The organism is Moorella sp. E308F (assembly GCF_006538365.1).
Taxonomy (GTDB): Bacteria; Bacillota; DSM-521; order Neomoorellales; family Neomoorellaceae; genus Neomoorella.
This window is the reverse complement of sequence record NZ_BJKN01000001.1, coordinates 807,859-831,520: the sequence shown is the minus strand read 5'-3', so window position 1 is coordinate 831,520 and position 23,662 is coordinate 807,859. Positions and strand designations below refer to the sequence as shown.

Below are 23,662 nucleotides of genomic sequence, written 5' to 3'. Positions count from 1 at the left end.
TCCGCATATATTATACCATTCTCTACACCTGGCAGTAAAAACCCCACCCGCAGGGGGGTGGGGTCCAGGCAAGGAATTATCAAGGGCTCTACCCTAGAACAGTCCGGTGATAACGCCGTCGGCATCAATATCAATATTGCAGGCTGCCGGGCGCTTGGGCAGGCCGGGCATGGTCATAATGGTACCGGTAATGGGGACGATAAAGCCGGCCCCCGCTGAGAGCCTTACCTCGCGGACGGTAATGGTAAAGTTCCGGGGCCGCCCCAGCTTGGTCATGTCGTCAGAGAGAGAGTACTGGGTCTTGGCCATAACCACCGGCAGGTTGCCGTAACCCATGGCTTCAAAACGCTCGATGGCCTTGTCGGCATCCGCCGTGTAATTAACCCCATCGGCGCCGTATATTTCTGTGGCGATTTTATTAATCTTTTCTTTGATGCTGAGGTCCAGTTCATAGAGGGGATGGAAGTTAGACGGTTTTGTTTCAATGGTTTTAAGTACTTTTTGCGCTAGTTCAATGCCGCCGGCGCCACCTTTAGCCCAGACTTCGGACAGGGCCACTTCGGCTCCGGCTTTGTTGCACAGGTCATAGAGGAGGTTTAATTCAGCTTCCGTGTCGGTGGGGAAGGCGTTAATGGCCACCACGGCCGGTACCCCGAATTTGCCAACGTTTTCAATATGCTTCTCCAGGTTCTCAAAGCCCTGACGCAGGGCTGCCAGGTTTTCCGTGGCCAGATCCGATTTCGGTACGCCGCCGTGCATTTTGAGGGCGCGGACGGTGGCGACAATGACGGTAACGTCGGGTTTGAGACCGGCATAACGGCACTTGACGTTATAAAACTTCTCGGCCCCCAGATCGGCGCCGAAACCGGCCTCGGTTACAACATAGTCAGCCAGCTTGAGGGCGGTCCTGGTAGCGGTTATACTGTTGCAGCCGTGGGCGATATTGGCAAAGGGACCGCCGTGGACGAAGGCGGGGGTGTTCTCCAGGGTCTGAACCAGGTTTGGTTTAATAGCATCCTTCATCAGCAGGGCCATGGAACCCTGGGCTTCCAGGTCACCAGCAGTTACGGGCTTGCCGTCATAGGTATAGCCGACGACAATACGGCGGAAACGCTCCTTCAAGTCCATGAGGTCGCTGGCCAGGCACAGGCAAGCCATGACTTCCGAGGCTACCGAGATATCGAAACCGGTCTCCCGGGGGACACCGTTGGCTTTACCGCCCAGGCCGATAACGACATTGCGCAGGGCGCGGTCATTGAGATCAATAACCCTTCTCCAGGTAACGGTCCTGGGATCGATGTTTAAAGCGTTGCCCTGCTGGAGGTGGTTGTCGACCATGGCCGCCAGGAGGTTATGGGCATAGGTGACAGCATGGATGTCACCGGTAAAGTGCAGGTTGATGTCTTCCATGGGTACAACCTGGGCATAACCGCCGCCGGCAGCGCCACCTTTGATGCCGAAACTGGGACCCAAGGAGGGCTCCCGCAGGCAAACCATAACCTTTTTCCCCAGGCGGGCCAGTGCGTCTGTGAGACCGACACTGGTGGTCGTTTTACCTTCACCGGCAGGGGTGGGGGTAATGGCCGTGACCAGGATGAGCTTGCCATCGGGTTTATCCTTGAGCCGGCGGTAGACATCAAGGGAGATTTTGGCCTTGTATTTACCATATAGCTCCACTTCATCTTCCTCAATGCCTAGAGCCCGGGCCAGCTCCATAACGGGTTTCATTTTGGCCGCCTGGGCGATTTCAATATCGCTGGGTATGTTGGCCAATTTGAACACTCCTTTCAATTCAAAAAAATGTACATCCACCCGGGTGGATATTAGTGAAATTCTACACAAAGTCCAAATTTCCTGCTGACCCAGCTACTTTATTTGAGTTCTAACCCCCTTACCCTGTACCTGCCCGGACTATCATTCCTAATTATACACGTTTCTTTGCAAAAAACAAACAATTAATTTTTGTGCTTCATAACAGCAGAAAAAGCAAATATCTTAACCTTTTGCGTTCTCACCAGGTTCGGGTGCAATAATGACTGGAGGGCTGTCAAGGAGTAAAGCCTGCCTCGCTACTTCCAAGATGGCTTCCCCGGGAGCAGGGCCTAAAACGCCCCTGCTTATCTGAATGTTAAAGGTCCTGGCAGCTGCACGGACCGTCTCCAGGACCCGCAGCAGGGGAAAGGCCTGCCAGTCCAGGAGGTGGACTACCACGGCAGTTTCCCGGCCGGCTTCCTGCCCCCTGGCAGCGATTGCTCCCCCTCCTTTCTGGTTAAGGACCCGGGCCAGGTGGTAGGCCACCCGGACGTCGTCGGTACTGAGATAAAGGGTATAGTCCAGGACCTTCACCCCTCCTCACCACCCTTTGACGTACATTCCTTAATACTATTCGAGAAGAAAACCTTCCCTGGCAAGGTTGCCGGCAATTATATCTAAAATATCTTCCCTGGCTGCTTCCACGGTATGCAGGTGCACACCATTGTTCGTAAGGGTATACAGGGGCCGCGCTCCGCTGGCCTTTAAATCGGCGACAAATTTTTGGACATCATAACGGGAGGCGAGCATCAAGTAACCGCGGATTTCCCCGTACAGGGGGTGTTCTACCACGACATCAATTACCTTTCCCCCGCAATCGACTATTATCTGCAATTCCTGCTCCAGGCCGGCCAGGTCATGCTGGCAGGCAAAAACACGCTGGCAACGGGTATCCGGACCCGGTAGGAGATAGCCCTGGGGAGTAGCCAGGATATTGTATCCTGCCGCCCGCAATACGGCCACGTCCTGGACAATAACCTGGCGGCTGACGCCAAGGAGGGCAGCCAGCTCGGTGCCCTTGCGGGGCTGGTTATTATCTAAAAGTTCGAGGATCCTCTGCCGGCGTTCACTGGCTTTCATGAAGCTTTCAGGCCTCCATTAAAGAAAAAGACCGGATTACACGGCCTGTTCTTCCCCCAGTTCGCCGGGGGTAAAAAAGAGGGCTATTTCCCGGGCCGCACTGGCCGGGGAATCCGAACCATGAATAACATTCTTGCCCACCTCAAGGGCATAGTCCCCGCGAATGGTACCGGGAACGGCATCTTTTGGATTGGTGGGACCCATCATCTGCCGTAAACCGGCAATAACACCGGGTCCCTCTAAAACCATGGCCACCACCGGACCCGAGGTAATGTGGCTGATAAGCTCCTGGTAAAAGGGTTTGCCCTGGTGCTCGGCATAATGCCTGGCTGCCAGTTCCGGCGTTAGCCGCAGCATTTTCAGGGCCACAATCCGGTAGCCTTTGAGCTCAAACCTGCTGATAATAGCCCCGATGAGGCCCCGTTCCACCCCCTCGGGTTTAATCATGGCAAAGGTGCGTTCCACTACCATACTCCTTTCAAACAATGAAGATAAGTTAATTTGATCGGCAGTTCCTTATGGGGACCATCGCCTGTGGTGCTTTCAGTTCCTGCCCCGCCGGACGCTACTGGCTGCTGGCTTTCCTTTGGCAGGTTCTCTTGCTTGTTGCCTTCCGGGTCGCGCTCGTTATAGGCTTCAATAATCGCTGTAAATTCTTCGGCTTCCAGGGTTTCCTTTTCCATTAATGCCCTCGCAACCAGGTGTAGTTCGGCCATATGCTTTTGGAGGAGTTCTTTGGCCCGGTTGTAGCATTCATCAATGATGCGGCGGGCTTCCTTGTCGATGGAAAAGGCTACTGCTTCGCTATAATTACGGTCCCGGGCTATATCACGGCCCAAAAAGACGGTTTCTTGCTTACGGCCGAAGGTCAGGGGGCCCAGTTCATCGGACATACCAAACTCGGTGATCATTTTACGCACCAGTTCTGTGGCCCGTTCCAGGTCATTCTGGGCTCCTGTACTGACTTCCTTTAGTACCAGGGCTTCAGCAACCCGCCCCCCAAGGAGCATGGTCACCTGGTCCAGGATCTGGGACTTGGTCATATAGCGGCGATCTTCCTTGGGCAGGAGCAGAGTATAACCTCCAGCCCGCCCGCGGGGGATAATAGAGACTTTATGCAGGGGATCGGTATGGGGCAGATAATGGCCAAGGAGGGCATGCCCGGCTTCATGGAAGGCTACCAGCCTTTTTTCATAGTCGCTGATAACCCTGGATTTTTTCTCCGGGCCGGCTATAACCCTCTCAATGGAATCCTCCATCTCTTCCATGCCGATCTTGCGCTTACCGCGCCGGGCAGCCAGTAAGGCCGCTTCATTAACCAGGTTGGCCAGGTCGGCACCGGTAAAGCCCGGCGTCCGCCGCGCCAGGACATCAAGGTCCACGGTATCATCCAGGGGTTTTCCGCGAACATGGACCTTTAAAATTTCTTTCCGTCCTACTACATCAGGTACATCGACCACTATCTGGCGGTCGAAACGCCCCGGGCGCAGGAGGGCAGGGTCCAGAATATCGGGCCGGTTGGTGGCCGCGATGATAATAATCCCTTCGTTGGCATTAAAGCCGTCCATTTCTACCAATAATTGGTTTAAAGTTTGTTCCCGTTCATCGTGACCGCCGCCCAGACCGGCACCCCTCTGGCGACCCACGGCATCAATCTCATCAATAAAGACAATACATGGTGAATTCTTTTTGGCCTGCTCAAAGAGATCTCGTACCCGTGAAGCACCTACGCCAACAAACATTTCTACAAAATCAGAACCGCTGATGCTGAAGAAGGGTACCCCTGCTTCCCCGGCAACGGCCCGGGCCAGCAAAGTTTTCCCTGTCCCCGGAGGACCGTAAAGAAGGACACCTTTGGGGATCCTCGCCCCCAGTTCATTAAACTTGCGGGGATTTTTGAGAAACTCCACGACTTCTTCTAATTCCTCTTTAGCCTCATCGGAGCCGGCAACATCGTTAAAGGTGACCTTGCGTTTTTCATCAGTATGCAACCGCGCCCGGCTCTTGCCGAACTGCATCACGCGCGAGCCGCCTCCCTGGGTCTGCTGCATCATAAAGAATACCAGACCCACCAGGAGGAGAATCGGCAGCAAACTCCCAAGTAAATTTGTCCACCAGGGTGGTTGCGGCGGTAGCTGGGCTTTGACAGTGACCCCCTTCGCGGTAAGTCTGTCAATCAGGTTGGCCGCCGCAGGTGCATTGACTGTAAACCGGGTATTATTTTTCAACAGCCCATCAATTTTAATAATGCTATCATGAGGTGTTAAAGTAACTTCCTGAACCTGACCCTGATCTACTGCCTGGTAAAAGCGGGTCAAATCCCATTCTTCAACAGCCCGCTCTGTTGGCGTCGATAACCTGATGATGGAAACGGCCAGTAATACTATGAGCAGATATACGGTCAGGTTCTTAAAAATTCGATTCAACGGGTCACCCTCCTCTTACCCCGCCCTGCATCTTATAGCTATATATTGTAGCATACGGTAAATATGATTGCAATTTAAGTTTTTACTTTAATTTTGCATGGCCAGGGTTCCAGTTTTAGATGCAGGGCCAAGCGGGTTGCCGGCGTAATTTTAAAATCTTCGGCCAGGCGTAAACCGGCCACCCACGCAATACGCCGCCCGCTTACAATTAAGGGCACCAGGCGACGCCTGGCTGCCGGTAAATGAATATCGCTGAAAAAATCCTGGAGTTTCTTGTTGCCGGTAAGACCCAGGGGCCGGAAATAATCCCCGGGCTGCCAGTTACGTACCACCAGGGGTTTTTCTGTTTTTTCCCAGTCCAGCCAGGCCTCATCTTCCCCGCCTTTAAAAACGGAAGGCGGTTCGGCCAGCTCGGCGCGGATGGCCTGACCCAGCTCTGGTAAAGGCGTTAACCCCGGTACCTGCAGCGGGTAGGAAAAAGTTATGGCCTGTTGCTTTTCTGCCGGTACCAGCAGGATTAACTCCGCCCCCCCGGCCTCTACCCTTAAATGCCCCGGCCAGGTAATGGTGCCACCCCGGAAAGCTATTTCCCTGGCCCCTTCCACCTGGTCGAAGCTTACCTTTCTCCCCAGGGAGGTAGCCGCAAGGCGTAAAACGCGGCGCTGGATTCCCGGGGGGAGAGATATCCACTTCTCCCGGTCCAAGGCCAGGCAGCCGGGCTCCTGGCGTATTTTTATCCTGGTAAAGGCTTCTTCGGCCAGATTAGCCAGGATCTCTTCTTCCTCCTGCAGGATAACGGCGGTCCGGCTTAAGGTTCGGACAATGGCCGGGTTAAATTCCCGGGCCAGGAAGGGCAATAACTGGTGTCGGATTTTATTACGCCGCAAGGTGACGTCCCGGTTGGTAAAGTCCTGGCGGGGTTCAAGGCCATGCCGGCGGCAGTAGTCCTCTATTTCCGCCCGGGAAATAAAAAGCAACGGCCTGATAACCTGGCCGCGCTGGGGCAGCATAGCTTTAAGCCCCGTCAGGCCGCTCCCCCGCAGGAGATTTAATAAAACCGTTTCGGCCTGGTCTTCGGCCTGGTGGCCAACGGCAATTTTACCGGCCCCGACCGCAGCGGCAACTTCCAGGAAAAAGCGGTAACGTACTTCCCGGGCTGCTTCCTCCAGGGATAGGCGGTGCTCCCGCTGGTAGGCAGCCACATCCCGGCTCTCTATTGTTACCGGCAGGCCCCATCTCCCTGCTAGTTTACGAACGTATTCGGCATCGGCAGCCGCCTCCGGCCGTAACCCGTGGTTTAAATGGGCGACATGCAGGCTATGGCCAAATTCATCCTGTAACGCCCGCAGGCTGTGCAACAGCGCCAGGGAATCCGGCCCCCCGGATACCCCCACCACTACTTTATCCCCTGGTACCAGGAGACCGTATCGCCGTACTGTTTGCCGGACCCGGTCGAGCATAAAGGTCCACCCTCAAAGGTCTTCATATCGCCTTTATTTCGGCATGACGGGCCTTTTTCCTGCTTCATCTGGTGAGTTTTTCCTTAATTAAAATACATTATACGCCCGTCCTTTCTATCCTGGCTACCATGACTGTCATATCATCCCTAGGCTTACCATCGACGAGGGCCCGTGCCTGTTTTAATAGACGGTCGGCTATTTCCTGAGGCCGGGCATCGCCTACCCGCTGTAAAGCTTTAGCCAGCCATCTTTCCTTTTCGTTTATGTCCCGGTGAGCTTCCAGGACACCGTCGCTGACCATGACCAGCAAATCGCCTTCCTGCAGCTCTTCGCGCATGGGTTCCAACTGCAGGTCTTCCAGGATCCCTACCGGCAAAGAGTGGCTGCTCAAGGTTTTGACCAGGCCATCCCGTTGGATAAAGGTGGGACACGCTCCCAGTTTATAAAATTCAGCCGTACCGTTACCACAGTTGATTAAAGTCAGATCGCAGGTAGTAAAGCTCTCTTGGGGTGTTCTTAACAGGAGGATCATATTAACGGTCCGCAGGGTCTTTTCCGGAGTAAAGCCGGCTGCCAGCAGGTCGCGCACCAGTTCGATGGCGGTAGAGCTTGTTTCAGCAGCCTCCCGCCCGGCGCCCATGCCGTCTCCCAGGACCAGAAGCTGCCTCCCGGGTTCCAGGTTGGCTACCAAACAGGCATCGCCAGAAACATCTGCCTTGTAGCGGGGCGTAGCCGCCGTCCCAACGGTGAGCTTCCACCGCGGTGATTCCCTTCCTTCCTCTTCCCCGACCCCTGCTTTGGCCTTCCCTTCCACCAGCATTGCCGCCAGGGTTTCAAAGGTGGCCGCCAGCCAGGTATTCAGGCTGTTCTCTGCTGGAAGGACTTGCATTTTGCTGGCCTCGCTTATCAACGCCGCCAGGAGTTCCCGGCAACGGCTGCAACGTGAGGCCAGCCATTCAGGTATATCGGCTGTTGTCAGGCAGCCATGGCTTCCCTTTTGTAATAGTTCCTGCAGCAAGGTTACCATTTGCACGCCTTCCAATTCCCAGCAGACCTTGCCGGCCGGGCAACCACGGCAGGTGGCCCGGGCTACCTGGCGCACGGTAACCTCGGGACTTTCCTTAAAACCGGTAAATTTAAGGCTCCGCGCCAGGCTTTTCAAGGCCTTCCTTAATGCCTCCTGCCGTCCGTGGTCTTCTTTAAGCGCCGGCGTGCTTACCGGTGCGGCAAGGAATCTCTGCAGGTTGTTGATCAGGAAAGAAGGAGTAGCTACCAGGGCCAGGGCGACCAGTACCCCTTCCTTTAAAGCCGCCAGGACACTTTCTTGTCCAAGGAAATAGTTGGCTAAAAGCAGGTGGTCCAGCAGGAAGCCGCTGATAACCCCCGGTTTGCCCAGGCTTTTTAGAGAACCGGCAATTAAACCGGCAAAAGCGAGAAGCCCTGCCAGGGCCGGCGTCACCAGCTGGGAGAGGCTGGGCAAAAAGCCGACCGCCGCCCCGGCTGCCGCCCCGGCCCCCGGCCCGCCCGCCAGGGATACCAGCAGGATGATATAGCGACTAATCACGCCCTGCAGGGAAAGATCAAAAAAACGCCATTCCTGCAGGCCCAGGAGTACCCCCACGAGGAAGAGACCTCCACCCAGGAGGCGCTCTTCCTGCCGCGTGGTTATGGAGGCATAGAGAAACGCGAGGCTCAATCCCCAGGCCAGAAGGGCTTCAAAGATTACCTGAATCCAGCCATAAAAGGAAGGCTGCCAGAGAGTAAGGCTCAATCCTCTGACCAGGATAATGGTCGCCGGCGCCAGGGTGGCCTGGGTTAAGATACTGCCCCGGCGTAAAGCAGGATAAAGGCTAAAAATTAGTCCCAGCAATAAAAAAAGGAACAGGCGGCTGTAGACTGGAGCAGTGCTGCTGAACCAGCTGCCGGCCATGCTGATCAAGACCACTGGCCAGAGGAGGCGCGGCCGCCGCACAGCGGCGGTAATAACTGAGGCCGGGCCAAAGGGGAAAAGTTCCTCCAGCAAAACCCCCCGTGCCAGGAAAAATGCCGCCACCAGGAAAAGAAAGTCGAGTCCCAGGCGGGTTGTCGCCGTTAGTTCGATTTCCCGCCGGTAAGGATGAATTCCGGGTTGGCCGGACATAAAACCACCGCCTTTACCATTACCTGGCAACTATTATACGCCCTTTTCCGCTAAAATCTTGTCATCTTCAGGCAGCGGTGGCGGACAATCTTTCGACAAAAAAACCACCCTTTTTTCAGGGTGGTTTTACTGGTGGCCCGTAGGGGATTCGAACCCCTGTTACCGGCTTGAAAGACCGGTGTCTTAACCCCTTGACTAACGGGCCAGATCATAAAATGGTAGCGGTGGTAGGATTCGAACCTACGACACTGCGGGTATGAACCGCATGCTCTGACCAGCTGAGCTACACCGCCATGCAGAAGATATTATGCCTGAATCTTACCCTTTTGTCAAGGGGTAGGCGGCTCAATTCAGCATCAGCCTGGCGCCGGTAGCCAGGAGTACCAGGCCGGCGGCCTTCCACCAGGTAAAGGGCATTTTATCCAGGCCAAATAAACCAAAATGATCAATTAGCAGGGCGGTAGATACCTGGCCGACAATAATAGCCGTGGTGGCCAGGGCCACGCCTACCCTGGGGATGCTGGCCACTACGCCGTAAGTTATAAGAACGCCAATGAGGCCTCCCAGCCAGAGGTACCAGGGGCAGTGGAGCAACTTACTCAAACTGCCGCCGCTTAAAGGGGTAAAAAGAAGGATAATCACTGTCAGGGTGGCCGTGAGGTGAACGACCAGGGTAGCCTGTAGTAGGCCAATAATTTTTCCCAGGGCCGAATTTAGAGAGCCCTGAAAGGCCATGGCTATACCTGAAACCAGTGCCATTAAAAGCGCCAACCACATAAAATAACCTTCCCTAGTTTTTTATTTTATTCCCCGATTAATGTACCCCTAACCCTGGCCGGCTAAACCCCCGGTGCAAGTTATCAAGGTGAAGGCTGTAAAGGAAAACGGTTCTGGGAAATACTATATTACGCGACAGTCACCTTTGAGGTGTTCGCCATTTGATTTGCGGGGGTAATACCCTCAAGGGTTCGCCGACATAAACGGTACCTCTACAATCAGCTACTGTGAGGGAGATACATTGCAGCAGCGCAAGTTGTCCTGGCTCCTAGTTTTCCAGGTCATCTTTATTTTTATAATGCTATCTATAGCACCGGCAGCGGCCTGGGCCCACGAACCGTGCCCCTGCTACGACGAAGAACGGTTGTTAAAGCTGACCCATCCCCCCATGCGCGGGCCGGACGTCAGCAACCTCCAATTGCGCCTGGCCCAGCTTGGTTATTACATCGGCCCCATGAGCGGCGTTTATGACAGTGCCACCAACCGGGCTGTCGTTAACTTCCAGAAAGACCGGGGGTTAGCCCCTCTGGGCCAGGTAGACCCGGCAACCTGGTCGGCCCTGGCCCAGGGTGCCGCAAACTCCAGCAACGCTTCCAGGACGGCCCCGCCACCGGGTAAAAACCTTATAGTTATCGTTGATACCGATCGCCTGGTCCTTACCATCCTGGTAGAGGGCCAGGTCTTCCGCCAGTACCCCGTGGCCATTGGCAAATATACCAGCCCTTCGCCGGTTGGGGAGTGGAAAATTACCGATAAAGCTTATGAGGCCGGCGGCGCCTTTGGCACCCGCTGGATGGGCCTCAATGTCCCGTGGGGTAACTATGGCATCCATGGCACCAATCGTCCCTGGTCTATCGGCTGGGCGGCCTCGTCGGGCTGCTTTCGCATGTACAACAAAGATATTGAAGAAATCTATTCCTGGTTACCTGTAGGCACTCCGGTAATCGTTAAAGGGCCCTACATCCCGCCGACCGGTCCCTTGAAACCAGGTTCGGGTTCACCGGAAGTAGTAACCCTGCAGGCCAGACTCCGGGAAAAAGGGTTTTACCTTTTTGGCCCTACCGACGGCGACTACGGTCTGATGACGGAACTGGCCGTCAGGGAATTTCAGCTCCACCATGGCTTAAAGGCCACCGGAGTGGCTGATATAACTACTTTGAGGGCCCTCGGCTTTGCAGTTCCCGATGCCAGACCTTGATGATACCCTCCACCGCCCGGCGGGTATTAGCCTCCAGGCGAGCCAGCTCTTCAGGAACGGCCCTATCTATATGCACCCCGGCAACTACCACCACCGGCGCGTTCAAACCGGCCGCGAGCTTCGCTGCCGCCGGGCGGGCCAGTTCATCATCCTTATGGCCCAGGAGGGTTAATACCGAAGTGGTGGCACTCATGCAGTTTTCTTTTAGGCTTGGCCGCGGTAAACCCAGGGCCACAGCACCTACATGGGGTCTGGTACCGCCCATAAGGTGGGCTATATAGCCCTCCCTGGTAGCGAATACCCGGCAGAATATACGATACCGGCCCCTGCCGGCGATATAAGTTAACGGTCGCAATTCCCTCTACCTCACAAAATTTATTGTTTTTGGCCAGGTGGTTGACCTCTTCGTCAACGGTCCTGGGGTGGTAATAAAAGGCCATGGGTGGCATAATGACTGCCCCCAGCCGGGCCAGGGATATCATATTTTCCCAGCTTTTCCCCCCGAGCCCGGGCCAGCAGTAAACCCCAAAGGAGGTCGGCCTCGCTAACTACCACATCCCTTGCAACCAGTCCGGCGAGGATAATTTCCAGGATGGTCACGCCAGCGACAATGATGTCGGCTCGTTCCGGCTGCAGGCCGGGAAGCTTCCGTCTCTCTGCCAGGGGCATGACCGCGAGACGCCGGCGCCAGCTTTGCACCTGTTCAGTAGTTAAGAGCATACCGTGAACCAGTTCCGGTTGATAATGCTCCAACCCCAGTTCTAAAGCGGCGACGGTAGTTATGGTGCCGCCGGTTCCAATAATTTGCCCCGGCCGCACTTTTCGTGCTCGGGCGAGCACAGGGGCCAGCATGGTCTCCATAGCCACCCTTGACATGGCCGTTTCCGTGGCCCGCACGGCACCTACCTTAACGCTCACCAGCTGTAGCCGGTCTTCATCCTGCCAGCTGAGTTCCGTACTGCCGCCGCCGATATCGATTACCAGCGGATTGGCGACGGGCTCCTTAAAGCCTGCCAGGGCGCCCTGGTAAGCCAGGCGGGCTTCTGTATGGCCGTCGATAATGATCAGGTCCAGCCCGGCATCATCGCTCACCCCGGCCCGCAAAAGTTCCGGGTTACGGGCCTCCCGGGCGGCACTGGTAGCAACGCATACCACATCCCGGGGCTGGTAGTCCCGGGCCAGGGCGGCCAGTTCGGCGACGGCTGTCACCGTCCGCTGGACGGCTTCCTCCTGCAGCCACCCGTTTACTGCACCGGCCAGCAGCCTGGTGCTGCGGAGTGCGGTCCGCAAGGGCTGCACGGAGGTACCCTGCACCTTACCCACCAGCAGGCGGACGGAATTAGAACCAATATCCAGGGCTGCATAGCATGTCATTCCAGCTCACCTGCAAAATAAAGGGCACCCCTAGGTGCCCGTCTGGTTTGCCTCAAAATCCGCGTGCGCCCCGGCCGCCACGTTTGGCTTCCGTGTGCCGCTTTAAATCCTGTAAACGTTCGTCGCTTTCCTTCAAGAAACGAGCCAACTTGTCCTCAAAGGAAGCTGACGCAGCAACCCGTCCGTGGCGGCGCCCGCGCCGGTTTTCGTCATAATTGGGATCAGCACGCTTAATAGAAAGGCCTATTTTACCATTTTCGTCAATGTTGATGACTTTAACCTTTACCCGGTCCTTTTCCTTAATAAAATCCTTTACATCTTTCACAAAGGTGTCGGCCACCTCAGAAATATGGACCAGACCAGTGAGCCCACCGGGTAATTCAACAAAGGCACCGAATCTGGTGATCCCGCTGACCACTCCTTCCACTACGGTGCCCACGGCAATGGACATACGAATGTTATTCCTCCTGTTCTCGTTAAAGCTAATCACATTATATGTAAGAGTTAAGAAATTTGTCAATAACCTGGAGGAATTTTAATCACGAAATTGCTGCCCCGGGCGAGGAGGAATATAGGGTCGCACCTGGCCCGGTACCGCCGGTATAATTACTGTTTCCCCGGGTTTTACAAGCCCCAATTCTTCCCGGGCCATCCGCTCTATGTAACTATCGTTATGGAGTTCTTTAATCTGCTCATGGAGGCGGTTGCTTTCGGCCATTAAAACTGCTTTCTGTTCCTGGCAGGCCTTAATCTGGAGGTTGGTCTGGTACAGTGCCAGGCCCAAACGAATAAAGGAGTATAAAAAATAGATTGCGATGATGGCCGCTAAAATAGCTGGCCAATGAGAACGCTTTTTGGGAAATCGCACTACCTTACCCATCTTCTTCACCTGCAAATATCCCCAGGACGTCACCGGGCATGACAATTACCACCTGGTAGCCTTTGGTCCGGGCCCGGTGGTAAAGGGTGGCCACGCTGCTGGTGCTCAAGTTCAAGCGACGCGCTACTTCCTCATTGCTGAGGCCCATTTCTTTCAAAGCCACCACCTGGCGTTCCCGGAAACTCAGCTTTTCTGCTCCACGAATCTCAATCTGCACGCCATTTTCCCCACGTTTATCCACAAGTTATGCACATGTTGTGGACAAATATTGGACAAATTTATATTTCGCCTTTCTGGGAAAAAATCCTCCCGGTGGTAAAAATAATTATGGTGGCGGACCACCAGGGTGATGGCGGCGCAGGAAAAGTTTCAAGGCTGCGACAGGGAACCCTACCCACCTAAAAATCAGCCGCCCCGGAATAATAACAATAAGAAATGTCTGCCTTATAAAATGGCGGCCGGAGGCTATCATCCCGGCCAGGAGACGCCCACCAGTGTATAACCGGCGGCGCGTTCCCCGGCTTAAGAAACCGGTATAGAGAGCGAAGCCCAGGCCCAGGGCCAGGAAAACATAGGCCCGTATCTCACCCCAGTTAATTAGCATCAGCAAAATAAAGGTTAGCACGGTAAAAATTAGCCAGAACAAGGCATCGCCTATATGGGTGCACAAACGTTCCGGCCGCCAGAAATAGCGGCCGACGCGGTAACAATCAAAGGCGAAAGCCAGCAGAAGCCCTGCCCCGCACAGCGCCAGAAATATCTGCCACTGCTCCAGTACAGGGATCATTTAAGCAGGCGCTGGAGCAAACCCTTACCCCTGGCGCCCTTTCCCTCGCTATAACAAAGGTTATTTACGGTACCGCTGGCCTCAAGATTACCTGTCTCTAAGCTCAAATTGCTGATATTAAAATCTTTGCCCTTAACAGAGAGAAGTCCCATGGTTGTTTCCACGAGTATTTCTTCTTCATCGTAATTAAGAACATGGAGGACTCCGCTGATAACTAGTTTTTGCCGGTTGATAATGGTGAGCTGGTGCTGCCCGTCGGCCATAACGCCATCCCCCCTCCTTTATTTTTATGAAGGAGAAGGGTAAAAAAGTAATAAAAAAGCTGGCCGGCTACCAGGCCTTGACCAGCTCCACATCTTTAAAAAAGTATTTAATAATCTCCTGGGGTGATTTGCCCTGTTCGGCCAGGGCTTTGGCCCCCCACTGACTCATACCCACGCCGTGGCCGTAGCCCTCGCCCTTGAAGGTTACCCGACCATTGCCGGCGGTTATACCCGTCAGCAGGGTCGAACGCAGGCGGTCATTGCCCAGGGCAAGGCGCAGGGCGGGGGCATCAACTGTAAGCTTACCGACCTTTAACTGGGTAGCCCGGCCCGAAGGGCCTTTGGCGGCAATACTTACCGAGGTAATAGGTCCCGGGTCCTGGCCGGTAACTTTTCTTACTGCCGCGGCCACTTCGGCAGTACTGAAGGTCGCCGTCCAGCTTTTATTCTCCGGCGTAGTAATGGCCATTCCCGGGTCAGGGACACTCTGGATGTACGGTGCCGGTTCTTGACGGAAATTTAACCCTTCTACGGCTGAAGCAGCCGTCCGGGAGCCGCCGGAAGCATAAAACCAGGCATTGATGTAGTTCCCCTTATATTTTATTACCTGGCCGCGGGTCATTTCTACTGCCCGGCGAACATTATCGTTGACCCTGGCAGGGTTGTAAGCCTGGAACTCCTCCACGCTGGTGGAGGCATCGGTCCCGTGGGCCTTGACACCGCCCTCCTGCATCTTTTTCACAGTAAAGGTCCGGGCAATTATTGCCTGGGCCGCCAGGGCGTTAAGGGGCCAGGTGGGCTCCATTTCCGCCGCTACTACGCCGGGCAGGTATTCTTCTATTTTTAACCTTTTAACCTCGCCGGTCTGGTTAACATAAAGGGAGATGGTGGGTTCTTCGGCCGCCGGTCGCCTGGCCGGTGCCCGGCAACCTCCCAGAAAGTGGCTTAAGAACAATAGCCCGACTATACCTGCTATAACTTTACGCCTTAACGCCATGCTTGCTCCTGCCTTTCAGGTTTTTCCTTAGTATAAGCAGGAAGCATTCATGGCTATGCATCCAGTTAGGGCTCGCCGGTCTCAGTTTTGCCTTCAGCCAGAACCCGGTAGGTTTCTTTAGCCCGGTCGGCAGCTATACTTTCCGGCGTGGCCAGCACTTCTACCGTCTGCCAGCGGTTGCCCAGCTTCAAGGTTATAATATCGCCGGGTTTTACTTCTGTACCGGCCTTGGCCGGTCGGCGGTTCACCTCTACCCCGCCGCCGTCACACACTTCCTTGGCCAAAGTCCGCCTCTTGATTAACCGGGAGACCTTCAGGAACTTATCCAGGCGCATGATGGACCTCCAAACAGAAAATCAGGCCTGATGCCTGATTTCCCTCACCGCATTTATTTGGCCACAGCTTCCTTCAATGCCTTGCCGGGTTTGAAAACCGGCACCCGCGTGGCCGCAATTTCGATTTCCTCGCCGGTCCGGGGGTTGCGCCCTACCCGGGCGGCTCTTTCCTTGATCTCAAAGGTTCCAAAGCCGACAAGCTGAACCTTGTCGCCCTGGGCCAGGGCTTCTTCGATGCTGGCCAGTACAGCGCTGACTACCTTTTCAGCTTCTTTTTTAGTCAGATCGGTTTTTTCTGCCACGCTGGCAACTAAATCCATCTTATTCAATTGTCATCCCTCCTGCTTATCGGTTATGCCCTTGTTCACATTTATTCGCTATAATCCAACAATCTCCTGCATTAACTATTATTTTCCTTGATTTTTTTTGCTTCTTCCCACAAAGCATCCATCTCTGCCAGGGAAAGCCCTTCAACATCCAGTCCTTTTTGCCGGGCCCTCCTCTCGATATACTGAAAACGTTGCATAAATTTAGCAACAGCAGCCTGTAAAGCAGCTTCCGGCTCCACCCCGAGCCAGCGGGCCAGGTTCACCAGGGCGAAAAGCACATCTCCCATTTCAGCAGCCTGTTTCCGGTGCTTTTCACCGGCCACTGCGTCTCTTAATTCTTCCAACTCTTCCTCTACTTTGGCCCAAACACCGGTTACGTCACTCCAGTCAAAACCCACCCGGGCTGCCTGCTCCTGAATCTTCAGGGCCTTCATGAGGGCCGGCAGGCCCCGGGGTACACTTAATACGGAAGGCTCCTCTTCCCCGTTGCTTTTCTTTTCGGCCGCCTTAATTTGATCCCAGCGAGCCAGCACCTCCCCGGCTGTATTTAAAATAGCCGTACCAAAAACATGGGGATGGCGGCGACGCATCTTGGCACAGATAGCTTCCAGGCAGTCAGCCAGGGTAAAATCGCCGGTTTCCTCAGCCAGCCGGGCATGGAAGACTACCTGTAGCAGTAAGTCTCCCAACTCCTCACACAGTTTATGCATATCGCCGCTATCAATGGCTTCCAGGACTTCATAGGCTTCTTCAATAAGGTAACGTTTAAGAGATTGGTGACTCTGTTCCCGGTCCCAGGGGCAACCTCCTTCGCCGCGAAGCCTGGCCATAATGGCTTTCAGCCCCGCCAGGGTCCGGTCCCGCCCCTCCGGATAGGGTGGCAGGTAAATGCTGGTAAGGTGATCAATCCAGGGCAGACGGTCGATGGCATAGAGCGGTACCGTTGCCACCTGTTCTTCCCCGGGCAGGCCGGCACCCCGAATCACCGTTACCGGATATTCATCCGGGTAAAGGCCCATAAGGGTCAATTTGGTGTCGGAGGCTATCCGCTGGTTGTAAACCTGGGTAACTATAAGTCCCAGGCCGGGGTCCAGTCCATCTACCGTCAAAGTCAGGGCATCGGTTACAGTTAAGCCCCGGGTGGGGTCAAGACGCAGAGTGGCATACAGGGCATCCAGGCAGCTCATGGCCGGTATTACCCGGGTATCTACTCCGGATGCGGGGGCAGCTTCCAGGAGCAGGGTTACACTCCTTTCGGCCACCAGGGGATGTCCCGGTACGACGTAGGCCAGCTCTTTGTTTCTGGCCTCATTAAGTAAGGTAGTAACTATCAGCTGGTAAAGTTCCTCAAAATCTCCCGCCTGATCATAATAGCTATCAAAGGTTTCCCACTGCAATCCCCGCTCTTCTAAAGCCGCTACTGCCGGATGCCGCCCTGTCCGCAAGTATATCTTGTCCACACCTTTGAGGATCTCCAGGACTGCCGGCGGCACCTGGGCCGGGTCACCTGGTCCCATGCCGGCGATAATAACCTTGCCTGCCATCTACCTCGCCTCACAGGAAAAGTATACCGTTTTATTGTACCACAACACCCGGCCAAAAAAAAAGCGGCGCCTGGGCGCCGCGCTATTGTTCCATTTGTTTGGCCAGGAAACCTGCCGCCGTCTCGGCCAGCTTCAGCTCCATATCCCCCATTTTCACACCCGGCTCCCGGGAACAGATAATTACCGCCCCGATGGGATCGCCCTCGGCAATTATGGGAGCAATCACTTCGGCAGTAAATTTATAGGCCTCTCCTTCGCCGTCAATGGGGAACCACTCTTCTGTTGGGGAATTAATCAGGACAGGTTTCCGGTCTTCCATGACCTTTTCCACGGCAGGACCAATGGGTTTATCCAGGAATTCCTTTTTGGGGGCACCGGCCACCGCAATAATGTTGTCCCGGTCAGCAATACAGGCTATATGCCCGATAGCTTCATGGAGCGAATCTGCGTATTCTTTGGCAAAGTCTCCAAGCTCACCAATGGGCGAGTATTTTTTTAAAATTACCTCGCCTTCGCGATCAACGAAGATTTCCAGTGGATCACCTTCGCGAATCCGCAGGGTGCGCCTGATTTCCTTGGGTATTACCACGCGTCCTAGATCGTCAATACGCCGTACAATGCCTGTTGCTTTCACTGCTATCTATCCCCCCTTTACCCTTTTCCGGGTAACCCTTTCAAGAATTAGCTTTCAATGTTAGTATATAATCCACGCGGATGGTTTATTCATTTTTTCCCTGCCTTTTCTATAACTGGTACCATGGATAAAATCCGGCTCCCAGGCAAATACTAAAATTTACGGAAAGCTTCCATTCGCCCCCGGGCAGTCACCTGGCTGCCGACATAAACCCTGTTGGCCAGCATCACGGCTGCTTCAGCCCGCCGCTTCCGCGACCAGGTATTTAATCCTGGTCAGGACATCCTCCAGCAAGGCCAGCAACCCCTGCTGGTCCAGGCCCGCCGTTCGCACCTTGATGGTCAAACCGCCAGCAGATGAAAAAGAGAGCTTGCGGGGAAAATACTTGGTCAGGTGCATCAGCCTTTCGCCCCGCAGGTCGTGACGCTGACCAAAATTCAATTCTACTTCCCTGCCCTTCTGGTGGACGCTGCTTACTCCAACTTCCTGGGCCAGGAGGCGTACCCGGGCAAGGCCCAAAAGATTTTCCGCCGCGGCCGGCGGTCGGCCAAAGCGGTCTTCCATTTCGCTGGCAATAGCTTCGACTTCGTTTAAATCCCTGGCCGCCATTAAGCGGTGGTAGATTTCCATCTTCAAGGCGGCATCAGGGATATACTCGTCACTTAAGAAAGTATCCACGCTTAATTCTACGGGAGCCGCCGGCGGTGCTGCCGTCTGTCTTGTTTCCGGTACGGCTTCGCCACGCTGGCGTTTTAGTTTTTGCACGGCCTCCTCCAGGAGCTGGCAGTAGAGATCAAAGCCCACGGCCAGCATGTGGCCATGCTGTTCGGGTCCCAGGAGGTTCCCTGCGCCCCGGATTTGCAGGTCCCTGAGGGCAATTTTATACCCGGAGCCAAGGGCGGTAAACTCCCGTATGGCAGCCAGGCGCTTTTCGGCCACTTCACCCAGGACTTTGTCCGGCCGGTAGGTGAAATAAGCATAGGCCAGGCGGTTGCTCCGGCCTACCCGGCCGCGGAGCTGGTAAAGCTGGGCCAGGCCGAAACTATCGCTCTCATCGACAATTAGGGTATTGACGTTGGGGATATCGAGGCCATTTTCCACAATGGTAGTACAGACAAGCACATCGTAACGGCCTTCGATAAAGTCCAGCATGATCTTTTCCAGCTCCCTTTCCTCCATCTGGCCGTGACCCACTCCCACCCGGGCTTCCGGTACCAGCTGCTGGACGTGATAGGCGAAGCGATCAATATCGGCCACCCGGTTGTGAACAAAGTAAACCTGGCCGCCACGGTCCAGTTCCCTCCGGATGGCCTCTCGCACCAGCTCCGGGCTGTATTCAACCACATAGGTCTGGACGGGAAAGCGGTCTTCCGGCGGTGTTTCAATCAGGCTCATGTTGCGAACACCGGCCAGGGCCATGTGCAGCGTGCGCGGAATAGGGGTAGCCGTCATGGTCAGGACATCGACGCTGTAACGCAGTTTCTTTAACTTCTCTTTATGGGCCACGCCAAAGCGCTGTTCTTCATCAATGATGACCAGACCCAGGTCCTTGAAGGAGACATCACCGGACAACAGGCGGTGGGTGCCAATGACAATATCCACCTCGCCCCTTTTTAAAGCCTTAACAACCCGCTTTTGCTCCCCGGGTGAACAAAAGCGACTCAGGACGGCTATCTTTACCGGGAAATTCTCAAAGCGTGCCTTAAAGGTATTATAGTGCTGTTGGGCAAGGATGGTTGTCGGCACCAGGACGGCCACCTGCTTGCCGTCCATGACGGCTTTAAAGGCCGCCCGCATGGCCACCTCCGTCTTACCATAACCGACATCGCCGCAGAGAAGGCGGTCCATGGGCCGGGGCCTCTCCATATCCGCCTTCACCTCAGCGATGGCCTTGAGCTGGTCCGGCGTCTCGGTATAGGGAAAGGCCTCTTCAAATTCCCGCTGCCAGGGCGTATCGGGTGAAAAAGCATAGCCGGGGATAGCCTCCCGTTTGGCGTAGAGCTCCAGCAATTCCTCGGCCATGGCCTGGACAGCTTCCTGGACCCGGCTCTTAACCTTATGCCATTCATTGCCTCCCAGGCGGTACAAACGCGGTACATGACCTTCGGCCCCTACGTACTTTTGTACCAGGGAAACCTGATCAATGGGCACATAGAGGCGGTCCTGGCCGGCGTACTGGATGAGGAGGTAGTCTTTTTTAATACCTCCTACCTCCAGCTGCTTCAGGCCCAGGTAACGGCCAATGCCATGGTGAACATGGACAACGTAATCACCTTCCCGGAGATCGCTAAAAGAAGTGATTTTGCTACCTTCCATGGCCACCTTGAGCCGTCGCGGCCTTTTAACCCCGCCATAAACTTCCGTGTCCCCCAGTACCGCCAGCCGCATCTCGGGCCAGGAAAAGCCCTGGTGCAGGCGTCCGGACACAAAAAGTATTTGCCCGTTCCCGGGAACGGCAGCCACTTCATCCAGAACCTGGCTGCCTATACCCTGATCGGCCAGGGCCTGGCGCAAACTGGCCATCCGCTCCGGGTCGGCTACCATAAAGATGGTACGGTAGCCATCCCGCCGCCAGCGACTGAGTTCGTCAACCAATAAATTCATCCGCCCCTGAAAGGCCGGGATGGACTGGGCGCCAACACCCATGGCCTGCCGGGGGCTGGTCCCCGGCGCCCGCCGGGGTAAGAGGGAAAAATAGAGGCGCTGGTGGCAACTGAAAAGACGCTCCAATTCATCCGTTTCCAGGTAGGCCTCCCCCTGGGAGGGTAAAGCCAGGCCGCCGGCCAGCATTTCGGTAAAAACCCCTAAGCGTTGCTGTTCCCGCCGGCGCATTTCTTCCTGCAAACGTGCCGGGTCATCGAGAACCACCAGGGGTGGGCGCGAGAAGTAATCGAAAAGGGTGGCCAGACGCGGGTAGAAAAGGGCCTGGAGCTGGTCAATACCTTCCGGCCAGTCTCCCATCTCCAGCCGGGCCATTAAATTCTGGATTCTCTCTTTTAACTCCCGGGCTGCCTGGGGCTGGCGGTTGCGCAAGGCAGTATAGGTCTGGGAAAACTCGGCCTGCAAAGCCTCCAGCCCGGGCTTTATATCCTGGGGAGGGAGAACCTCCCGGGCCGGCCCGATGGTTACGGCCCGCGTCTCTGCCACCGACAGCTGGGTATCCGGATTAAAAAAACGAAGAGAATCAATCTCATCGCCAAATAATTCTAAACGTACCGGTTCCCCGGCACCCGGGGGATAGATGTCAATAACGCCCCCCCGGACGGCCATCTGGCCTGGGGCTTCGACTACTTCCTGCCGCCGGTAACCGAGGGCAATTAACCTCTCCAGGAGAGCCTCGCGATTAATGGTCTGGCCGATTTCCAGGGAGAGAAGGGCCTCCTTTAAAATTTCCGGCGGCGGCAGCTTCTGGAGCAAAGCATCCACCGGAACCACTAGGAGTCGCATCCGCCCGCCGACCATATCCGTCAGGGCCTTAAGGCGCTGGCCCTCCAGTTCCGGGCTGTGGGCGTATACCTCTACCGGAAGGAGTTCCTTCGCCGGTAGAAAGCAGGTGCCTGAACCCGGCCAGAAGGAATCGATGTCGGCTACCAGGCGCCCGGCTTCATCGCTCCCTGCTGTAACCACCAGGATTGGATGGTAATCGAGGAGCATGGCTGCCAGCCACAGCCCCTTTAGGCCTTCCGGGAGTCCGTAGAGCTGTTGCTCCGCCAGGCCCTGGTTCAAGCCTTTTACTATGCTGTGAAATTGAGAACTATCTCTGACAATTTGCAATATACCATAATTATACATTTATATGCACTCCAACCAGCAAACAAGCCTTTGTTGATTAAGAAAAGGCCCTTTTCCAGGGCCTTTTCTTCACAACACTCCTCATCCGGTATTTATTATATTCTGCCCCCGGGAAAGAAGTCAAGTTTTGATTGTATTGTAAAATTAATGCAGGGCTAAAATTAGCCGGTTCCAGGCCAGGTGAGCCAGGAAATCGGTGGCCAGGGCTACGTCGGCCCGGCCGGAACGAGCGAAAGCCAGGGATACCAGCAAGCCAAAAAAAGAATGGCCTGCCACAGCCGCCAGGGCTGGTTTTAGCTTGCCACGTTTTTTGGCCGGAGATGTACTGGCCAGCTCCCAGGCGGCTTCAGCGAAACCAAACACGGCATGCACACCGGCCAGGGAAGCCCCTGTCAAAAGGCCCAGGCCAGTCTTTAGGGTCTCTTCCCCAAAGGGCCCTATAAAAGCGAGGATGGCTCTATTATTCAACCTCAGCCCCAGGAGAACGTAATTAACCCCCCAGGCTACCAGGGCCGCCAGAAGGCCTGCCATTAAGGTTTGAAGAAAAATCATGGTTTAATATTAAAACGATTCATGGCCTCCTCCAGTTCCCCTCCTTCCAGGAGGAAACGGAGGGCTCGGGCCGCCTTCAGGAGGACCGGGCTCACCAGGGCCCAGTCATCTTCACTGAAGGGCTGTAACACATAGTCAACTACATTTTGCCCCTCTTGAGGCCGGCCAATACCTATTTTTAATCTTGGTACGGCCGTAGTCCCCAGGGCGTTGATAATCGACTGCAAACCGCGGTGCCCCCCGGAACTGCCCGCAGGCCTGATACGCATCCGCCCCGGCGCCAAGTCCAGGTCATCGTGAACAATTACCATTTCAGCCGGGGCGATACCGTACCAGCGCGCCAGGGGGGCTACGGCCCGACCGCTATTATTCATATAGGTCTGGGGTTTGACCAGGAGGACCCGCCTTTCCCCGACCATCCCCCGGCCGATGAGCGCCTGGTGCTGGCTGGAATTAAAGTCAATTCCCAGTTCGTCGGCCAGGAGATCAAGGACCATAAAACCCGCATTATGCCGGGTCGCCTCATAACTGAGCCCGGGATTGCCCAGGCCCACCACCATCTGCACCGGCAAATTAGCGCCCCCAACTCCAGTTGTCTTCACCGGCTTATTCCGCTACCGGTGTTTCTCCTTCTCCCACCGGCGCTCCAGCGCCTTCTTCAGCTTCCACGGCCCGGGTACTTACCACCGTGGCAATTACGGCATCCGGTTCGGAAAGAATTTTTACCCCCGGCGGTGCTTTAATGTCAGCCACCTCCAGGTGTTCTCCCACGCCAAGGTTACTAATAGTTATAACCTCCGGCAGGTCGGCGGGCAGGCCCTCAACCTCTACCTCCCGCAAGCCGTACTGGAGGATACCGCCTTGTTCCACACCTTTAGCTTCCCCTTCCAGGATGACCGGTACAGTAGCCCTGATTTTTTCATCCAGGGAGATCTGGTAAAGGTCCGCATGGGTAATTACACCTTTGATGGGGTGACGCTGAACCTCCCTGATTACCGCGGCAAATTCTTTTTCTTTCCCGTTCCCGGTGACGATTACCTTCAGTAAAGCATTTTCCCCTTCCCGGGCGAGAAGCCGTTCCAGCTCTTTCAGGGGAATGGCCAGAGGTATATTACCGGCTTTTTTCCCATAAATAACCCCAGGTAATTTACCCTGCCGGCGTAAACGCCTGGCCGTCTGTTTACCAGTGTCAGGCCGCACTTCTACAAACAGTGTCTGGGTTTGCATATTCCCAACTCCTTTCAGTATTTAAGTTTAGCCTACCTGGAAACAGCATAAACCC

General features: G+C 55.1%; 25 protein-coding genes and 2 tRNA genes. 1 reads left to right on the top strand and 26 read right to left on the bottom strand.

Annotated elements, in window-relative coordinates:
• Positions 1-93 precede the first annotated feature (93 nt).
• The 10 genes from E308F_RS04175 to E308F_RS04130 all read right to left on the bottom strand — a co-directional run bounded on the left by E308F_RS04175 (position 94) and on the right by E308F_RS04130 (position 9,677).
• On the bottom strand, positions 94-1,764 hold the full coding sequence (locus tag E308F_RS04175; RefSeq protein ID WP_172613685.1) for a formate--tetrahydrofolate ligase: 1,671 nt from the start codon (positions 1,762-1,764) through the stop codon (positions 94-96).
• Positions 1,765-1,995: 231 nt separating this feature from the next.
• On the bottom strand, positions 1,996-2,346 hold the full coding sequence (locus E308F_RS04170; protein ID WP_141263680.1) for a hypothetical protein: 351 nt from the start codon (positions 2,344-2,346) through the stop codon (positions 1,996-1,998).
• Between the two features lie 36 nt (positions 2,347-2,382).
• A complete protein-coding gene (locus tag E308F_RS04165; RefSeq protein WP_141263679.1) occupies positions 2,383-2,892 on the bottom strand; it encodes a transcription repressor NadR in 510 nt (169 codons plus the stop codon).
• A 36-nt stretch (positions 2,893-2,928) separates the two neighbouring features.
• The gene (ndk, locus tag E308F_RS04160) at positions 2,929-3,357 is read right to left on the bottom strand and encodes a nucleoside-diphosphate kinase (RefSeq protein ID WP_172613468.1); all 429 of its coding nucleotides are present in this window, start codon (positions 3,355-3,357) and stop codon (positions 2,929-2,931) included.
• Positions 3,357-5,318 (bottom strand): ATP-dependent zinc metalloprotease FtsH, encoded by a 1,962-nt coding sequence (ftsH, locus tag E308F_RS04155; RefSeq protein ID WP_141263677.1) that lies wholly within the window; start codon positions 5,316-5,318, stop codon positions 3,357-3,359. The genes ndk and ftsH overlap by 1 nt, the downstream gene beginning before the upstream one ends.
• A gap of 74 nt (positions 5,319-5,392) precedes the next feature.
• Entirely contained in the window at positions 5,393-6,778 is a 1,386-nt protein-coding gene (gene tilS, locus E308F_RS04150; RefSeq protein WP_141263676.1) for a tRNA lysidine(34) synthetase TilS, read from the bottom strand.
• A 97-nt stretch (positions 6,779-6,875) separates the two neighbouring features.
• Entirely contained in the window at positions 6,876-8,918 is a 2,043-nt protein-coding gene (locus E308F_RS04145) for a SpoIIE family protein phosphatase (RefSeq protein ID WP_141263675.1), read from the bottom strand.
• A gap of 130 nt (positions 8,919-9,048) precedes the next feature.
• Positions 9,049-9,123 (bottom strand) — tRNA-Glu (locus E308F_RS04140).
• An 11-nt stretch (positions 9,124-9,134) separates the two neighbouring features.
• A tRNA-Met gene (locus tag E308F_RS04135) sits at positions 9,135-9,211 on the bottom strand.
• A 52-nt stretch (positions 9,212-9,263) separates the two neighbouring features.
• The gene (locus E308F_RS04130; RefSeq protein ID WP_253256418.1) at positions 9,264-9,677 is read right to left on the bottom strand and encodes a DMT family transporter; all 414 of its coding nucleotides are present in this window, start codon (positions 9,675-9,677) and stop codon (positions 9,264-9,266) included.
• Positions 9,678-9,951: 274 nt separating this feature from the next.
• On the opposite strand from E308F_RS04130, the gene E308F_RS04125 reads away from it, so the two are divergent.
• Positions 9,952-10,893: a L,D-transpeptidase family protein gene (locus E308F_RS04125; protein WP_216364438.1), complete on the top strand. Its 942-nt coding sequence runs from the start codon at positions 9,952-9,954 to the stop codon at positions 10,891-10,893.
• On the opposite strand, the gene E308F_RS04120 is transcribed toward E308F_RS04125, so the two are convergent.
• The 16 genes from E308F_RS04120 to E308F_RS04045 form a co-directional block, all read right to left on the bottom strand.
• The gene (locus E308F_RS04120) at positions 10,847-11,248 is read right to left on the bottom strand and encodes a hypothetical protein (protein WP_141263673.1); all 402 of its coding nucleotides are present in this window, start codon (positions 11,246-11,248) and stop codon (positions 10,847-10,849) included. The genes E308F_RS04125 and E308F_RS04120 overlap by 47 nt on opposite strands.
• A 53-nt stretch (positions 11,249-11,301) precedes the next feature.
• Complete coding sequence (locus tag E308F_RS04115) at positions 11,302-12,267, bottom strand: Ppx/GppA family phosphatase (protein WP_141263672.1); 966 nt, start codon at positions 12,265-12,267, stop codon at positions 11,302-11,304.
• A 52-nt stretch (positions 12,268-12,319) separates the two neighbouring features.
• The gene (locus E308F_RS04110; RefSeq protein ID WP_141263671.1) at positions 12,320-12,718 is read right to left on the bottom strand and encodes a S1 RNA-binding domain-containing protein; all 399 of its coding nucleotides are present in this window, start codon (positions 12,716-12,718) and stop codon (positions 12,320-12,322) included.
• An 84-nt stretch (positions 12,719-12,802) separates the two neighbouring features.
• Complete coding sequence (locus tag E308F_RS04105; RefSeq protein ID WP_141263670.1) at positions 12,803-13,147, bottom strand: FtsB family cell division protein; 345 nt, start codon at positions 13,145-13,147, stop codon at positions 12,803-12,805.
• Complete coding sequence (locus tag E308F_RS04100; RefSeq protein WP_141263669.1) at positions 13,140-13,364, bottom strand: RNA polymerase sigma factor; 225 nt, start codon at positions 13,362-13,364, stop codon at positions 13,140-13,142. The genes E308F_RS04105 and E308F_RS04100 overlap by 8 nt, the downstream gene beginning before the upstream one ends.
• A gap of 108 nt (positions 13,365-13,472) precedes the next feature.
• Positions 13,473-13,934, bottom strand: coding sequence for a spore cortex biosynthesis protein YabQ (gene yabQ / locus E308F_RS04095; RefSeq protein ID WP_141263668.1), 462 nt, complete (start codon positions 13,932-13,934; stop codon positions 13,473-13,475).
• On the bottom strand, positions 13,931-14,197 hold the full coding sequence (yabP, locus tag E308F_RS04090; RefSeq protein ID WP_141263667.1) for a sporulation protein YabP: 267 nt from the start codon (positions 14,195-14,197) through the stop codon (positions 13,931-13,933). Before yabP ends, yabQ begins: the two co-directional genes overlap by 4 nt.
• Positions 14,198-14,264: 67 nt before the next feature.
• Entirely contained in the window at positions 14,265-15,194 is a 930-nt protein-coding gene (locus E308F_RS04085; RefSeq protein WP_141263666.1) for a SpoIID/LytB domain-containing protein, read from the bottom strand.
• Between the two features lie 65 nt (positions 15,195-15,259).
• On the bottom strand, positions 15,260-15,529 hold the full coding sequence (locus tag E308F_RS04080) for an RNA-binding S4 domain-containing protein (protein ID WP_141263665.1): 270 nt from the start codon (positions 15,527-15,529) through the stop codon (positions 15,260-15,262).
• A 53-nt stretch (positions 15,530-15,582) separates the two neighbouring features.
• Entirely contained in the window at positions 15,583-15,849 is a 267-nt protein-coding gene (locus E308F_RS04075) for an HU family DNA-binding protein (RefSeq protein ID WP_216363929.1), read from the bottom strand.
• An 80-nt stretch (positions 15,850-15,929) separates the two neighbouring features.
• The gene (mazG, locus tag E308F_RS16440) at positions 15,930-17,402 is read right to left on the bottom strand and encodes a nucleoside triphosphate pyrophosphohydrolase (RefSeq protein WP_141263663.1); all 1,473 of its coding nucleotides are present in this window, start codon (positions 17,400-17,402) and stop codon (positions 15,930-15,932) included.
• 82 nt (positions 17,403-17,484) lie between these two features.
• Positions 17,485-18,036, bottom strand: a complete 552-nt coding sequence (gene spoVT, locus E308F_RS04065; RefSeq protein WP_141263662.1) for a stage V sporulation protein T — start codon at positions 18,034-18,036, stop codon at positions 17,485-17,487.
• Between the two features lie 237 nt (positions 18,037-18,273).
• Positions 18,274-21,828 carry a transcription-repair coupling factor gene (gene mfd / locus E308F_RS04060; RefSeq protein ID WP_141263661.1) on the bottom strand — a complete coding sequence of 1,185 codons (3,555 nt, stop codon included), beginning with the start codon at positions 21,826-21,828 and terminating at the stop codon, positions 18,274-18,276.
• A 144-nt stretch (positions 21,829-21,972) separates the two neighbouring features.
• Complete coding sequence (locus tag E308F_RS04055; protein WP_141263660.1) at positions 21,973-22,380, bottom strand: hypothetical protein; 408 nt, start codon at positions 22,378-22,380, stop codon at positions 21,973-21,975.
• Positions 22,377-22,946 (bottom strand): aminoacyl-tRNA hydrolase, encoded by a 570-nt coding sequence (gene pth, locus E308F_RS04050; RefSeq protein ID WP_253260412.1) that lies wholly within the window; start codon positions 22,944-22,946, stop codon positions 22,377-22,379. The genes E308F_RS04055 and pth overlap by 4 nt, the downstream gene beginning before the upstream one ends.
• Positions 22,947-22,986: 40 nt before the next feature.
• On the bottom strand, positions 22,987-23,607 hold the full coding sequence (locus tag E308F_RS04045) for a 50S ribosomal protein L25 (protein WP_141263659.1): 621 nt from the start codon (positions 23,605-23,607) through the stop codon (positions 22,987-22,989).
• Between the last annotated feature and the right edge of the window lie 55 nt (positions 23,608-23,662).